This window comes from Microbacterium sp. NIBRBAC000506063, from assembly GCF_017968845.1.
Lineage (GTDB): Bacteria > Actinomycetota > Actinomycetes > Actinomycetales > Microbacteriaceae > Microbacterium.
In genome coordinates this window covers 1,616,627-1,629,892 of the sequence record NZ_CP072876.1, presented here as the reverse complement: position 1 = coordinate 1,629,892, position 13,266 = coordinate 1,616,627, and the positions used below count along the sequence as shown (strand labels likewise).

13 protein-coding genes and 6 pseudogenes are annotated in these 13,266 nt (G+C 70.5%); 15 read left to right on the top strand and 4 right to left on the bottom strand.

Annotated elements, in window-relative coordinates:
- Window positions 1-23 precede the first annotated feature (23 nt).
- The 11 genes and pseudogenes from KAE78_RS09325 to KAE78_RS18675 all read left to right on the top strand — a co-directional run bounded on the left by KAE78_RS09325 (window position 24) and on the right by KAE78_RS18675 (window position 5,921).
- The gene (locus tag KAE78_RS09325; protein ID WP_317451742.1) at window positions 24-299 is read left to right on the top strand and encodes a type II toxin-antitoxin system prevent-host-death family antitoxin; all 276 of its coding nucleotides are present in this window, start codon (window positions 24-26) and stop codon (window positions 297-299) included.
- Entirely contained in the window at window positions 268-534 is a 267-nt protein-coding gene (locus KAE78_RS09320) for a Txe/YoeB family addiction module toxin (protein ID WP_223170646.1), read from the top strand. Before KAE78_RS09325 ends, KAE78_RS09320 begins: the two co-directional genes overlap by 32 nt.
- The gene (locus KAE78_RS09315) at window positions 531-1,298 is read left to right on the top strand and encodes an EI24 domain-containing protein (RefSeq protein WP_223170645.1); all 768 of its coding nucleotides are present in this window, start codon (window positions 531-533) and stop codon (window positions 1,296-1,298) included. The genes KAE78_RS09320 and KAE78_RS09315 overlap by 4 nt, the downstream gene beginning before the upstream one ends.
- Window positions 1,291-2,064: a DNA-formamidopyrimidine glycosylase family protein gene (locus tag KAE78_RS09310; protein ID WP_223170644.1), complete on the top strand. Its 774-nt coding sequence runs from the start codon at window positions 1,291-1,293 to the stop codon at window positions 2,062-2,064. Before KAE78_RS09315 ends, KAE78_RS09310 begins: the two co-directional genes overlap by 8 nt.
- A gap of 78 nt (window positions 2,065-2,142) precedes the next feature.
- Window positions 2,143-2,550, top strand: coding sequence for a transferase (locus KAE78_RS09305; protein ID WP_223170643.1), 408 nt, complete (start codon window positions 2,143-2,145; stop codon window positions 2,548-2,550).
- 36 nt (window positions 2,551-2,586) lie between these two features.
- Window positions 2,587-3,390, top strand: coding sequence for a substrate-binding domain-containing protein (locus tag KAE78_RS09300; RefSeq protein ID WP_223170642.1), 804 nt, complete (start codon window positions 2,587-2,589; stop codon window positions 3,388-3,390).
- 180 nt (window positions 3,391-3,570) lie between these two features.
- Window positions 3,571-4,002 carry an iron chaperone gene (locus KAE78_RS09295; RefSeq protein WP_223170641.1) on the top strand — a complete coding sequence of 144 codons (432 nt, stop codon included), beginning with the start codon at window positions 3,571-3,573 and terminating at the stop codon, window positions 4,000-4,002.
- Between the two features lie 6 nt (window positions 4,003-4,008).
- A pseudogene (locus KAE78_RS09290) lies at window positions 4,009-4,476 on the top strand (helix-turn-helix domain-containing protein); the annotation flags it as partial.
- Between the two features lie 13 nt (window positions 4,477-4,489).
- A complete protein-coding gene (locus KAE78_RS09285; RefSeq protein WP_223170640.1) occupies window positions 4,490-4,897 on the top strand; it encodes a VOC family protein in 408 nt (135 codons plus the stop codon).
- A 323-nt stretch (window positions 4,898-5,220) separates the two neighbouring features.
- Window positions 5,221-5,790: a glutamine amidotransferase-related protein gene (locus tag KAE78_RS09280; RefSeq protein ID WP_317451741.1), complete on the top strand. Its 570-nt coding sequence runs from the start codon at window positions 5,221-5,223 to the stop codon at window positions 5,788-5,790.
- Window positions 5,787-5,921: a hypothetical protein gene (locus tag KAE78_RS18675; RefSeq protein ID WP_317451740.1), complete on the top strand. Its 135-nt coding sequence runs from the start codon at window positions 5,787-5,789 to the stop codon at window positions 5,919-5,921. Before KAE78_RS09280 ends, KAE78_RS18675 begins: the two co-directional genes overlap by 4 nt.
- Here the strand turns inward: KAE78_RS18675 and KAE78_RS09275 are convergent.
- Together KAE78_RS09275 and KAE78_RS09270 are read right to left on the bottom strand one after the other, a co-directional pair.
- Window positions 5,918-6,914, bottom strand: a pseudogene (locus tag KAE78_RS09275) (IS481 family transposase). The gene KAE78_RS18675 and the pseudogene KAE78_RS09275 sit on opposite strands and share 4 nt — an antisense overlap.
- Before the next feature lie 171 nt (window positions 6,915-7,085).
- Window positions 7,086-7,472 (bottom strand): hypothetical protein, encoded by a 387-nt coding sequence (locus KAE78_RS09270; protein ID WP_223170639.1) that lies wholly within the window; start codon window positions 7,470-7,472, stop codon window positions 7,086-7,088.
- Between the two features lie 91 nt (window positions 7,473-7,563).
- On the opposite strand from KAE78_RS09270, the pseudogene purU reads away from it, so the two are divergent.
- A pseudogene (gene purU / locus KAE78_RS09265) lies at window positions 7,564-8,414 on the top strand (formyltetrahydrofolate deformylase).
- Between the two features lie 79 nt (window positions 8,415-8,493).
- A complete protein-coding gene (locus tag KAE78_RS09260) occupies window positions 8,494-8,709 on the top strand; it encodes a hypothetical protein (RefSeq protein WP_223170638.1) in 216 nt (71 codons plus the stop codon).
- 90 nt (window positions 8,710-8,799) lie between these two features.
- On the opposite strand, the gene KAE78_RS09255 is transcribed toward KAE78_RS09260, so the two are convergent.
- Both KAE78_RS09255 and KAE78_RS09250 read right to left on the bottom strand, forming a co-directional pair.
- Window positions 8,800-9,843: an NAD(P)H-dependent flavin oxidoreductase gene (locus KAE78_RS09255; protein WP_223170637.1), complete on the bottom strand. Its 1,044-nt coding sequence runs from the start codon at window positions 9,841-9,843 to the stop codon at window positions 8,800-8,802.
- A gap of 124 nt (window positions 9,844-9,967) precedes the next feature.
- Window positions 9,968-11,854: pseudogene (locus KAE78_RS09250) on the bottom strand (FAD-dependent monooxygenase).
- A 147-nt stretch (window positions 11,855-12,001) separates the two neighbouring features.
- Between KAE78_RS09250 and KAE78_RS09245 the strand changes: the two are divergent.
- Window positions 12,002-12,696, top strand: a pseudogene (locus tag KAE78_RS09245) (IclR family transcriptional regulator).
- Window positions 12,697-12,770: 74 nt separating this feature from the next.
- A pseudogene (gene rraA / locus KAE78_RS09240) lies at window positions 12,771-13,237 on the top strand (ribonuclease E activity regulator RraA).
- Window positions 13,238-13,266: the final 29 nt, after the last annotated feature.

Here is a 13,266-nt window from a genome sequence, read left to right as displayed (position 1 = left end):
TCTGGTACAAGGAGGGTCCCGGCATGGCAATCACGACAAGCGAAGCACGACGCGATCTCTTCGGACTGATCGAACGCGTCAACCTCGATCACACCGAGGTGGAGATCACTTCCCGGCGCGGCTCAGCCGTTCTGATGTCGAAGGACGAGTACGACTCGCTCGTGGAGACCAGCTATCTGCTGCGCTCCCCAAGAACGCACGTCGACTCCTTTCAGCGATGGAGGCCGTCCGTGCGGGCAACACCACCGCACACGACCTGCTCGACGAATGACCCCTCGCCGTCTCGCGTGGACCTCTGAGGCATGGGAGGACTATCTGTACTGGCAGACGCAGGATCGTCGCACGCTCAAGCGCATCAATCTCCTGATCGCCGACGTCCTGAGAGACGACCCCTTCGAAGGCATCGGCAAACCCGAACGGCTGAAGCATGCTCTCGCCGGCGCCTGGTCGCGGCGCATCGACGAGGCGAACCGCCTCGTGTACGTCGCCGATGATGATCTCATCACGATCCTGCAAGCGCGGTACCACTATTGATCGCTGAGTTCTTCACGGGCGTGCGGATGCTGCTGCGCGGCTTCGGCCTGTGGCGCACCCGCCCCGGGCTCATGGTTCTCGGCCTCATCCCGGCGCTCATCGCGATGGCGATCATCGCCGCCGCGCTCATCCCCTACGGCTTCGCGCTCGGCCCGATCACCGGCTGGCTGACGCCCTTCGCCGACGGGTGGGACACGCCGTGGCGGATGCTGCTGCGCGGTGCGATCGGCGTCGTGCTCTTCATCGCCGTCGCGGCGCTCGCGGTCGCGATCTTCACCGCGCTCGCGCTCGCGATCGGCAGCCCGTTCTACGACCGCATCTGGAAGGCCGTCGAGACCGACCTCGGCGGAGTCCCCGAGGGGCGTGGCAGCGGATTCCGGGCGTCCCTCGGCGAGAGCCTGCGCCTGGTCGTCTTCGGCGCGCGCAACGCCGTCGTCGTGCTGCTGATCGGTCTCATCCCCGTGATCGGCGGAGCGATCGGGGCGGTGACCGGTGTGCTGCTCTCCGGGAAGCTCCTCGCCCGCGAGCTCTCCGGGCGGTCGTTCGACGCCCGCGCGATCGACCGTGAGGAGCGCTCCCGCACCCTCGCCGCCTCACGCGCCCGTGTGCTCGGCTTCGGCGTCGCCACGCAGCTGTGCTTCATGGTGCCCCTCGGCGCGCTGTTCACGATGCCGGCTGCCGTCGCGGGCTCCACGCTGCTCGCCCGCTCGCTGATCGATGGTGCGGACGCGTCTCCGGCAGAGGCGCCGAACGCCGATGCCTGAGGGCGACACCGTCTACCGCGCCGCGCAGCGTCTCGACGCCGCTCTCGCCGGCGCCGAGGTCACCCGCTTCGACCTGCGCGTGCCGCGAGTCGCGACAGCGGACCTGCGCGGCGAGCGGGTGCACGGGTGCGCCGCCCGCGGCAAGCACCTGCTGCTGCGCATCGGTGAGTTCACCCTCCATTCCCACCTGCGCATGGACGGCGCGTGGTTCGTCTATCGGCCCGGTGAGCGGTGGCGGCATCCGGCCTTCCGCGTGCGGGCGATCGTCGGGACCTCCCGCGCCGAGGCAGTCGGGGTCGACCTTTCGGAGGTCGACCTCGTCCCCACGCGCGATGAACACCTGCTCATCGCGCATCTCGGCCCGGATCCGCTCGCCGGGGACTGGGACCCTGCCGAGGCCGCTCGCCGTGTCACGGCCGACCCGCGTGCCATCCACGTGGCGCTCCTCGACCAGCGCAACGTCGCCGGCTTCGGGAACGAGTACGCGGCCGAGCTCCTGTTCTTACGCGGCATCCTGCCGACCGCGCCGGCACCCGAGGTCGACGCGGCGGCGCTCATCGACCTGGGCGCCCGCACGATCCGCGCGAACCGCGACCGCGGCGACCGCACCTTCACGGGGGTGAGCCGTCGCGGGCAGAACACCTGGGTGTACGGCCGCGCCGGCAAGCCTTGCCGGCGCTGCGGCACCCTCATCCTGCGGGGCGAGATCGGCGCCGATCCCACGCGCGAACGCGTCACCTTCTGGTGCCCGCGCTGCCAGAACTGACGTGTGTCGACGCCCGGGAATGAATCGAGGGGCGCCTCGGTTGTCTCTATATCCGGGTGATCCGGACAGGAGGTACTTGTGGGCAAGAACTACGTCGACATCGAAGACGACCAGGGAGCCGTGCTGCGCTACCGCAAGCACGTCAATGGCCGCGGACTCGTCGCGCACGGCGCGAAGGTGCATCCGAAGGCGTATATCGCCGTGGGGGCATATGTGGAGCCCGGAGCCCGTGTGGGCGCCGGAGCGCACGTCGCCCGCGGCGCCTGGATCGAACCCGATGCCCTCATCGGCGAAGACGTGCGCCTCGACGCGCACGCCCACATCGGACCGGGCGCCCGCATCGGCGACCGCGCGCAGATCGGCGTGCGCACGACCGTCGGCGCCGGGGCACGCATCGCCCGCGGCGCCCGCATCGGCGACGACGAGACCATCCCCGCGGGGACCGCGGTGGCCACCGACCCGAAGGGTCTCTGGCTGGCCGCCTGAGCCTCGCGGCGACGGGGCGCCGATTAGGCTGAGCCCATGGCGAAGCGACGTGCGACCGGGCGGCCTTCGGCGCGCCCTGTCCGCAAGCCGACCCCGGCGACGAAGAAGAAGCGGCCTGCACCGAAGCGCACGCCTTCGCCGTCGCCCCGGCCCTCCCCCGAGGATCCGCGCACCTTCCGGCTCGGCGTCGTCCCCGGGGCGACGCCCGGCAAGTGGATCGACACGTGGAAGGAGCGGATGCCGCATGTCCCGCTCGAGCTCGTCCCCCTCGCCTTCGCGACGCAGCGGGAGTCCCTGACATCGGATGCCGTCGATGCGGCGATCGTGCGACTCCCGCTCGACGACGAGGGCCTGCACGTGATCACCCTGTACGACGAGATCGCGGTGGTGGTGGCATCCGCCGACTCCCACCTGCTCGCCGCCGACGAGCTCACCGCCGACGACCTCGCCGGAGAGACCCTCATCGTGCCGCAGGACCATGTGCTCGGCGACCTCGACATCCCCGGCACTCTTGCGCCCCGGTTTGCCCCGCTGGAGGCGACGGCGGATGCCGTGGCCACCGCCGCATCCGGAATCGGCATCGTGGTCGTGCCCATGTCGCTCGCGCGTCTGCATCACGGCAAGGACGCCGAGTACCGCCCCTGCGCGGCGGCCCGGTCTCGACGGTCGCGCTCGCCTGGCCGCGCGAGCGCACGACGCCGGATGTGGACACCTTCGTCGGCATCGTGCGCGGGCGCACGAGCAACTCCTCCCGCTGAGACCTCACCACGCCGCCCGCCTTCTGGAGTCCGGCGGTCTCAGTTGTGGCGACCTCCGATCACGATCACCCACGACAAGTGAGACTCGCAGATGCGGCGGTCTCAGTTGGTGCGGGATCTGGTCGACCCCACCCGCAACGAGTGAGACCGGCGATGCGAGCCGCCTCACGAATTGCGGCATCCGACATCGATCAGGAATCGAGAAGTGCCCCTCAGGGGGTCTGCGTAGTGTGAAGAGCACCACAGACAAGGAGCACACCCCATGGCAGACAAGAACGACGGATTCAGCGATTTCGAGAAGGCCGCGATGAAGGAGCGCGCGAAGGAGCTGCGCGAGGCCGCGAAACTGGAGAAGAACCGCGCCGCCGGCGAGAAGGCCCTCCTGGAGAAGGTCGCCGAGATGCCGGACGCCGACCGCGTCCTCGCCGAGGGCTTCCACGCGCTGGTGAGCCGGGTCGCCCCCGACCTCATGCCCAAGACCTGGTACAGCATGCCCGCCTACGCTCGCGACGGCAAGGTCGTCACCTTCTTCCAGGGCGCGGCGAAGTTCGAGGCGCGCTATGCGACGGTCGGCTTCAACGACGCCGCGAACCTCGACGACGGCGTGCTGTGGCCGGTGAGCTTCGCGATCACCGCCTGGAACGACGAGGTGGAGGCGCAGCTGGCCGCGGTGCTGGAGAAGGCGATCTCCTAGCTCCCGATGTGTCTCAGCCGCCGCTCGCCGACCCTCTGGACACGCACGCGCGCAGATGGCACGATCGGGCAGGTGAGAGCGGCCTCCGACGATGCGCGACTGCGAGAGCTCGCCGCTCTGCGCCGGGTGCGCGACCGCATCGACCGCGAGTACGCCCAGCCGCTGGACGTCGAGGCGCTCGCCCGCGGGGTGCACATGTCGGCCGGCCACCTCAGCCGGCGCTTCAAGGAGGCCTACCGCGAGTCGCCGTACTCCTACCTCATGACCCGCCGCATCGAGCGGGCGATGACCCTGCTGCGCCGCGGCGACCTGAGCGTGACCGAGATCTGCTTCGCGGTGGGGTTCTCGTCGCTGGGCACCTTCAGCACCCGCTTCACCGAGCTGGTCGGCGTTCCGCCGAGCGTCTACCGAAACCACCCCGACACCGCGCCGGCAGCCATCCCGCGCTGCATGGTCAAACAGGTGTCCGCCCCATCAGGAGCCGCACATGACCATCACCATCCACCACGCCTTCCTTCCCCAGACCGACCCGGATGCCACGCTGGCCTTCTACCGGGATCTCCTGGGCTTCGAGGTGCTCAACGACGTCGGATACGAGGGGATGCGGTGGATCACCGTCGCCCCGGCGGGGAACCCCGAAACCTCGATCGTGCTGCATCCGCCGGCCGCCGACCCGGGCATCACCGACGAGGAGCGTCGCACGATCCTCGAGCTCATCGCCAAGGGGAGCTACGGGGCGATCACCCTCGCCTCCGACGACCTCGACGCGCTCTTCGAGAAGCTCGCCGCCGGCGGCGCCGACATCGTGCAGGAGCCGATCGATCAGGACTACGGGGTGCGCGACGCGGCGGTGCGCGACCCCTCCGGCAACCTCCTGCGCATCAACCAGGCCTGATCTTCGCCGATCGTTGACCGCCCTCGGTGTCTTGACGCGCCCTCCGGGCGCGCGTTCTTCGACCGTTTCGACTACGCCCTCTCGGGCTTCGCTCAACGACCGGGGGTGCGCGGGGGTTCACCACCGGTCGTTGAGCGAGCGCCGCGAGACGAGGCGCCTCGACGCGTCCGCGATCGACGCCGGGGCGTTTCGCCACTTCGACGCGCTTCGCTTGCTCAGTACGGCGCTCGATCGGCTGCGCCGCTCTCGCTCAACGACCGGGTTGCGCTCGTGCGCAGCACGAGCGCTCAGTAGGATCGTCGGATGACCCCGCTGCTCTACGTGTGCGTCCGCCCGAGGAGGGCGCCGCATCCGCAGAGCACGCGTCCTTCCGCCATGCGCTGGGCGTCGGGCAGCTCGATCGCCATGACCTGCTGACCACGCCCCTCACCGAAGGGATCCTCGATCGCTATCGCGGCGTCCTGGTCGGCGGCTCGCCGTTCAACGTGACCGACGCCGCGCCCTCCGATCTTCAGCGCCGGGTCGAGAGCGACCTCGAGCGGCTCGCCCGCGCGGCGCTCGAGGAACGCCCCGCCGCCCTCTTCACCTGCTACGGCATCGGCGTCGTCACGCGCATGCTCGGCGGCTCGGTCACCCTCGAGCACCCCGAGCCCGCGAGCGCGGTGTGGGTCTCGACCACGGATGCCGCGGCATCCGATCCGCTCTTCGGCCCCTCGGTTCCGGGCTTCCACGCCTTCGCCGCGCACAAGGAGGCCTCGCGCGCCGCCCCGGAGGGCGCCGTGCTGCTCGCCGCGAGCGAGACCTGCCCCGTGCAGGCCTACCGTGCGGGAACCCGCCTGTGGGCGACGCAGTTCCACCCGAGCCGACGCCCCGCGACTTCGCCGACCGGATGAGCTACTACCGCACCAAGGGGTACTTCGACCCCGAGGAGTTCACGCGTGTGCAGGGCGAGGTGCTCGCGGCATCCGTCACCGAGCCCGCGCACCTCCTCGCCCGCTTCGCCGAGCTCGTCGCGGGCCGCTAACTGTACTTCCCTGTGAGGTTGTGAACGCGGGCTGAGGGGGTTTGGCCGCCGATGCCGGTGTGGGGTCTGTGGTGATTGTAGTGATGCAGCCAGCGTTCGTAGGCTTCGGCTCGCTCGTCCTCGCTGGCGTAGGGCGCGGCGTAGGCCCATTCCGCGGCGAGGTGCGGTTGAAGCGTTCGACCTTCCCGTTGGTCTGTGGCCGGTAGGGCCGCGTCCACTTGTGCTTGACGGTGTCGCCGAGAGCGTCAGCGAACGCGTGCGATCGGTAGCAGGCGCCGTTGTCGGTCATCACCGCGGTCACGGTCACGCCGAGGCTCGTGAAGAAGGCGTTCGCGCGGGTCCAGAACGCTGCGGCGGTCTCCTTGCGCTCGTCGTCGAGGATCTCTGAGTACGCGACCCGGGAGTGGTCGTCGACGGCGTGATGCAGGTACCGGTAGCCGCGGGAGCCCGCCGCTCCCGCCCGGGCTGCCTGCCCCGGGCGACGCCGGCAGCCCGATCCTGCGGGGATCCTTTCCCGTGGACACGCCACCCGCCGCCATCGGGGATGCGGCCCTGCTTCTTGATGTCGACATGCACCAGCTGACCGGGTGCGGCGACCTCGTACCGCTTCGGCTTGGGCTTTCGGACCGGCAGCCCGGTGGCCTGGTCCAGGTGCGCCAGCAGCGGCATGCCATAGCGGGTCAGCACCCGGCCCACCGTGGACCGGTGCAGCCGCAGGTGGTACGCGATCTGGTGCGGCCCCATCGGCGGCTGAACCGCAATGACACGATCCGCCGCTCCGTCTTCCGCGGCAGCCGACCGGGGACCTGCGCGGCTTCGAGCTGCGATCGGTCAGCGGCAGCCCTGCCCGATACCGGTCCGCCCACTTCTTCGCCGTCCCGGCGAACACTGGAATCGTTCCGCGGCCCGCCGCAGCGACCATTTCCGATCAACGACGAGAACAGCAAGACGACGACGCCCCTCCGGCGTCAAAGGCGCGTTAGCGTGAGTCACGAAGACCTCCGTGGAATCCGATGTGAGGGTGGTACCCACATCGTCCCGGAGGTCTTCGCCCTACCTCAGCCGTTCACAACGTGTCGGGGAACTACAGCTAACGACCCATGAGCGAGAGACGCTCGTCGAGATACGCCGTCAGGGGCATGTAGCCGCCTGCTGCGCTCCACTTCACCGAGGGCACCCCGTCGATGAGCGCCAGGGGTCCGGATGCCGCACCGGCATCGACCGCGGCGACGTCGATCTCGGTCCATCCGACGTGCACGGTCGCCCCCTCGGCGAAGCCGCCCGCCGCGCCTGCTCCCGACGCGTCGCGCGGGCGCGCGCCGACTCCGCACTGTACCCGCGGCGGACCTGCTCGGCCGCCCGCAGCACCTCGGCGGTGGCGAAGGCCTGCTCCTCGGTGAGCAGCAGCACGCCCAGGTGCCACGCCGTCCCGGCGGGGACGATCCGCGTGCCGCGCCAGCGCGACGCCCGCTCGCGGCCCAGGCCCTCCTGGGGTGCGCCGGCCAGGCGCGCGCGGGCGGAGTCCAGCAGCGCCGCCGTCGTCACCGGCATCCGATCGTCCACACAGCCAGGGTAGCGAGCCCGATTCGCCCGCAACGCCCCGAGCGGGGCAGAATCGTCTGTGAGTCCCCGAGGAGCCACCATGTCACAGCCCGATACCGCCCGCCTGCTCATCGCCTGCGATGACCAGCCCGGAATCGTCGCGGCCGTCGCCGGAGTGCTCGCCGAGCACGGGGCGAACATCATCTCCCTCGACCAGCATTCGACCGACGCCGAGGGCGGCCGCTTCTTCCAGCGCACCGTGATCCACCGCGAGGGCCTGGCCGCCGCCCGCCCCGAGCTGGAGTCGGCGCTGCAGGAGGTCGCCGACCGCTTCGGCATGGAGTGGTCGCTGCACGACGCCGCCAAGCGCAAGCGCGTGGCGATCTTCGTCTCGAAGTACGACCACTGCCTCATGGAGCTTCTCTGGCGCACCCAGCGCGGACAGCTCGACATCGACATCTCGATGGTCGTGTCCAACCATGCCGACCTCGCCGAGGCCGTGCGCAACTTCGACGTGCCGTTCATCCACATCCCCTCGGGCGACAAGCCCGCCATGGAGGCCCGCCAGCTCGAGCTCCTGCAGGGCAACGTCGACCTGGTCGTGCTCGCCCGGTACATGCAGATCCTCAGCGACGACTTCCTCTCGCAGCTGGATGTGCCGGTCATCAACATCCACCACTCGTTCCTGCCCGCGTTCATCGGCGCGAACCCTTACGCCCGCGCCAAGGATCGCGGCGTCAAGCTCATCGGCGCCACCGCGCACTACGCGACCGCCGACCTCGACGAGGGCCCGATCATCGAGCAGGACGTCACGCGCGTCACCCACTCCGAGTCCGCCGCCGAGCTGCAGAGCCGGGGGCGGACGTCGAGCGCCTCGTGCTCGCCCGCGCCGTGCAGTGGCACGCCGAGGACCGGGTGATCGTGCACGGCCGCTCGACCGTGATCCTGTAACGCTGCCCGGGCCGCACACGAGTGCCCTGTACAGGACGTGCTCCACGCGGGATCCTGGAATCAGCGAAGGGAGTGCGCCATGTCAGACCAGCCATCGACGCCGGAGGAGAGCATCGCGCCGGAGAACGTCTCTCCGGATGAAGAGCGCCCGGCCCTCCCGGAGGACGAGATCCTCGAGGCCGAGGGTCTCCCCGCCGACGAGCTCCCCGTGCCCCTGGACGACGAACCCGTCGAAGACGCCGACCGCACAGCGGCATCGGATGCCGGCGACTACCCGGAGACCGACGACGCCTGAGCCGTTCGCGGTGGTCTTCACCTCCGGAGCACCGGCGCCATGTCCCGCCGCAATGCCCGGAAACCCGCTGCTTCGGCCGGGCAGTCTCCGTTATGACCCGCCGAGCCCGGCGGCGAGCTCGGCGAACACCGCCTCGGCATCGTCGAGTCGCGCCAGCGGCGCGCCCTGACCGAGCCACAGCGACTGCAGCTGTCCCAGGCCCTTCTCGCCTGCGACCGCGCGGAAGCGCCCGGTGAGCCAGTTCTGCGCGGGAAAGGGCGCGATGAACCCGCCCGCCTCGATGGCACGGACCGCGCGATTGCGGGCCCCACGGGCGAGCCGCCCGCTCATCGCCCGGGTGAGCACGCTCTCCTCGGCGGCGGTCTCGTCGATCGCGGCGCGGTGCGCGTCGTTCGCGGCCGACTGCCGCGTGCGGAGGAACGCGGTTCCCACCTGCACACCGTCGGCGCCCAGCGCGAGAGCGGCGGCCACCCCGCGGCGGTCGGCGATGGCGCCGGCGGCGATGACCGGGATGCTCACGGCATCCGCCACCTGAGGCACGAGCGCGAAGGTGCCCACGAGCGACTCCTCCGGGGCACGGAGGAACGACACCCGGTGGCCAGCCGCCTCCATGCCGGTCGCGACAACCGCGTCGACCCCGCCGTCCTCGAGCGCAACGGCCTCGGCGACGGTCGTGGCGGTGCCGATGAGCCGGATGCCGCGGCGGTGCGCCTCGGCGACGAGCTCGCGCGGGGGCACGCCGTAGACGACGCTGAGCGCGGCCGGCGCCGCCTCCCACACCGCCTCGAGCTGCTCCTCGAACGGAGGGAGGAAGCGTTCCGGACGCGCCGGGACCTCGATGCCGACCGCCTCGAAGAACGGCTGCAGCGCCTGCGCGTAGGCGGTGTAGGTCGCATCCGGTGTCACCTCGTCGCCGGTCGGCAGCCAGAGGTTCAGTGCGAAGGGCCTGTCGGTCGCCGCGCGCAGCTCGGCGGCCGTCTGCCGGATGCGGTCGCCGTCGTAGCCGTAGAGGCCGTAGGAGCCGAGGCCTCCCGCCTCGCTCACCGCGGCGGTCAGCGCGACGCTGGAGAGGCCACCGAAAGGACCGAGCACAATGGGGTGGGCGATGCCGAGGAGGCCACGCAGATCACTCATGTTTCGAGGCTACGCCCGCCGCGGCATCCGGAGCCCCACCCCGATCGCGAGAACCCACGAATCGTCCCTCATCCGGTCGACGGAGAGCGCTGTTCGCGTACTCGCGACCGGCGGGGCGGGCGGGTCACGCGGGCAGCAGCACCTGCGCGAAGAAGTCGCTGAGTTCCTCGCGAGCCGTGAGCGGGAGGATGTGGGCGACGTACTGGTCGGGGCGCACGACGACGATGACGCCGTCGCGGGAGAGCCCGCGCTCGGTGAAGATGTCGGTGGGCGTCCACACGTTCGGGCCCGCGGTGAACACCTTCTCCCAGTCGGTCAGGCCGAAGGGCCCGGTCTGCGGGCGGAACACCGCGGGCACCCGGTTGATGTCGACGTCCTCCCAGCCCTGCTGGTAGACGACCTTGACGTCGAAGACGGCATCCGGGTCGCCACCGACGGGCGTGTGCCGCGCCAGCGGCGAGGAGTCGGATGCCAGCCACGCGGCGAAGTCGGCGAGCTTCGAGGGCTCGCCGGCCGCCGGGGCGTCGGCGAAGGCGTAGATGCGCCAGCGCCCGTCGGCCTTCGCGTGGTGCCCGAGCTGCACGGTGTTGCCGTCGGCGACGATCGTGACCGGGCTGGAGGTGAAGCGCTTGCCGAGGGGAAGCCGGTCGCCAGCTCCTGCCGGGCGCTCGCGGCCGTGATCTGCGAGGGCGAGTACTGCGTCGCGAAGCCGGAGGGGAACTCGGCCGTGGCCAGGTAGTAGGTGGCCAGGTCCTGCGGGTCGGTGATCTCCTCGGGCTTGCGCGCCATGAGCGTCGACCACTCGCGGTCGAAGTCGATGAGCTGCTGCGCGACGGGCTGGCGCTCGGCCGAGTAGGTGCGAAGCAGCGACGCGGGGGCGCGGCCGGCGAGCACCTGGCCGAGCTTCCAACCCAGGTTGAAGCCGTCCTGCATCGAGACGTTCATGCCCTGACCGGCCTTGGCGCTGTGCGTGTGGCACGCGTCGCCGGCGAGGAAGACGCGCGGGGCGTGATCGTCGGTGACATCGACGTCGTCGAACTTGTCGGTGACGCGATGGCCCACCTCGTACACGCTGTGCCAGGCGACGTTCTTCACGTCGAGGGAGTACGGATGCAGGATCTCGTTCGCACGGCGGATGATCTCCTCGATCGGGGTCTGGCGCACGCGATGGTTGTCGTCGGCGGCCACTTCCCCAGGTCGACGTACACGCGGCAGAGATAGCCGCCCTCGCGCGGGATGAGGAGGATGTTGCCCGCGGCGGCGTTGATGGCGCACTTGGTGCGCCAGTCGGGGAAGTCGGTGTTGACGAGGACGTCCATGACGCCCCAGGCGTGCGCGGCGAACTCGCCGACGTGCGTGCGTCCGATGGCCTCGCGCACGCCCGAGCGGGCGCCGTCGCAGCCGGCGACATACTTCGCGCGGATCGTGCGCTCCTGGCCCTCGCGCTCCCCGCGACGTAGCGGACCCCGACCTCCACCGGGTACTCGCCGGAGTCGTGGACGGTGAGACCGGTGAATTCCACGCCGTAGTCGGGCACGATGCGGCCCGGGCCGTTCAGCGCGGCCTCGGCGAAGTAGTCGAGCACCCGTGCCTGATTGACGATCAGGTGCGGGAACTCGCTGATCTTGAAGGCGTAGTCCTCGGTGCGGGAGGTGCGGATGATGTCGCCCGGGTTCTCGGGGTCGGGCCCCCAGAAGTTCATCCACCCGATGTTCCAGGCCTCGGCGATGATGCGCTCGGCGAAGCCGAAGGCCTGGAAGGTCTCCACGCTGCGGGGCTGGATGCCGTCGGCCTGACCGATCTTGAGCCGGCCGTCGCGCCGCTCGATGATGCGCGTGGTGACCTCGGGGAACTCCGACATCTGCGCCGCCAGAAGCATGCCGGCGGGTCCGGAGCCGACGATGAGGACGTCGATCTCGTCGGGGAGATCGGCGGGACGATCGATTCCCGTGCCGACGGCGGGACGCACCCTCGGGTCGTGGGACACGTATCCGTGGTGGTGGAACTGCATCGTCGTCGATCCTTTCCCGACATCTCTGTCAGAGCCTTGCGGTTCGTGCGTTAGTGTTCTATATTCGAACACATCGTTCTACTATTGAACAGATCGTATACGACGCGCGGGACGGCCGCAAGACTCGCGCGCCCGGAGAGGACACCCATGAGCACCCCGGCCTCGCAGACGCTCAGCCGCGGCATCCGGATCCTGGAGATCCTCGCCGAGTCGACGGGCGCGCTCACGATCGACGAGATCGCCGACCGCCTGGGCGTGCACCGCTCGATCGCCTACCGGCTGCTGCGCACGCTCGAGGACCATGGGCTGGTCGTCCGCGACTCGGCCGGGCGCCTCGCGCTGGGCGCCCGCATGGCCGCCCTCGCCGCCGGCGTCGCGCACGATCTGCAGGCCGAGGCCCTCCCGAGCTCACCGCGATCGCGAACGAGCTGGGCATGACCTGCTTCCTCGCCGTGCTCGACCGCGACGAGACGATCACCCTCGCCAGCGTCGAGCCCCGGCACGCCGTCGCCTCCGTCGCCCAGCGCCCCGGCGCCCGGCATCCGGCGACCGTGGGAGCGCCCAGCAAGGCGATGCTGTCGGCCATGCCGGCATCCGACTGGCCCGCGGGCGTGACCGAGAGACTGCGGTCGGATGTCGCCGAGGCCGCCCGCACCGGCTACGCCACCAGTCACGACGAGGTGATCCCCACCGTGCAGGCCGTGGCCGTGCCGCTCCTGCTGCGCGGCCGCCGCCCGGCCGCGATCGCGGTGGTGCATGTGGCGGCGCCGGAGGACCCCGCCGCGATCGCCGAGCGACTCCGGCGCTCTGCCGAGACGATCCGCGAGGCGCTCGGCGGCTGACGTCACAGTGCGTCGCGCGGCTCGCGGAGATCGCATCGGCTTGCGAGAATGGCCGAAAGCGCGAAGGAGAAGCCATGTCGATCGCCACCGCCGACCTGTACGACGAGAAGGGCGAAGAGCTCCAGTCTCTCCCCTCCAGCTGCGCTCCTTCGGCGCGAAGGCACGCTTCGACGGGCCGGTCCGCACGGTGCGCTGCTTCCAGGACAACGCCCTGCTGAAGTCCATCCTGCAGACGCCGGGCGAGGGCGCGGTGCTCGTCATCGAGGGCCAGGGCTCGGTCGAGACCGCGCTCGTGGGCGACCTCATCGCCGGATCCGCGGTCGAGAACGGCTGGGCGGGGATCGTCGTGCACGGCGCGATCCGCGACAGCGTGGCGATCGACGGCCTCGACCTGGGCGTGAAGGCGCTCGGCACGAACCCGCGCAAGAGCGCGAAGACCGGCGCCGGCGAGTCGGATGTCGTCGTCAGCTTCGGCGGCGTCACCTTCCGCCCGGGCGCGCACCTGTGGAGCGACGAGGACGGCATCCTCGTCGAGCGCTGATTCATCGCCGCATCCTCCGGTCTCAGAAG

Coding starts and splice junctions, on each gene's coding strand:
- KAE78_RS09325 (WP_317451742.1), top strand. CDS start 24: ATGGCAATCACGACAAGCGAAGCACGACGCGATCTCTTCGGACTGATC.
- KAE78_RS09320 (WP_223170646.1), top strand. CDS start 268: ATGACCCCTCGCCGTCTCGCGTGGACCTCTGAGGCATGGGAGGACTAT.
- KAE78_RS09310 (WP_223170644.1), top strand. CDS start 1,291: ATGCCTGAGGGCGACACCGTCTACCGCGCCGCGCAGCGTCTCGACGCC.
- KAE78_RS09300 (WP_223170642.1), top strand. CDS start 2,587: ATGGCGAAGCGACGTGCGACCGGGCGGCCTTCGGCGCGCCCTGTCCGC.
- KAE78_RS09295 (WP_223170641.1), top strand. CDS start 3,571: ATGGCAGACAAGAACGACGGATTCAGCGATTTCGAGAAGGCCGCGATG.
- KAE78_RS09285 (WP_223170640.1), top strand. CDS start 4,490: ATGACCATCACCATCCACCACGCCTTCCTTCCCCAGACCGACCCGGAT.
- KAE78_RS18675 (WP_317451740.1), top strand. CDS start 5,787: ATGAGCTACTACCGCACCAAGGGGTACTTCGACCCCGAGGAGTTCACG.
- KAE78_RS09270 (WP_223170639.1), bottom strand. CDS start 7,472: ATGCCGGTGACGACGGCGGCGCTGCTGGACTCCGCCCGCGCGCGCCTG.
- KAE78_RS09260 (WP_223170638.1), top strand. CDS start 8,494: ATGTCAGACCAGCCATCGACGCCGGAGGAGAGCATCGCGCCGGAGAAC.
- KAE78_RS09255 (WP_223170637.1), bottom strand. CDS start 9,843: ATGAGTGATCTGCGTGGCCTCCTCGGCATCGCCCACCCCATTGTGCTC.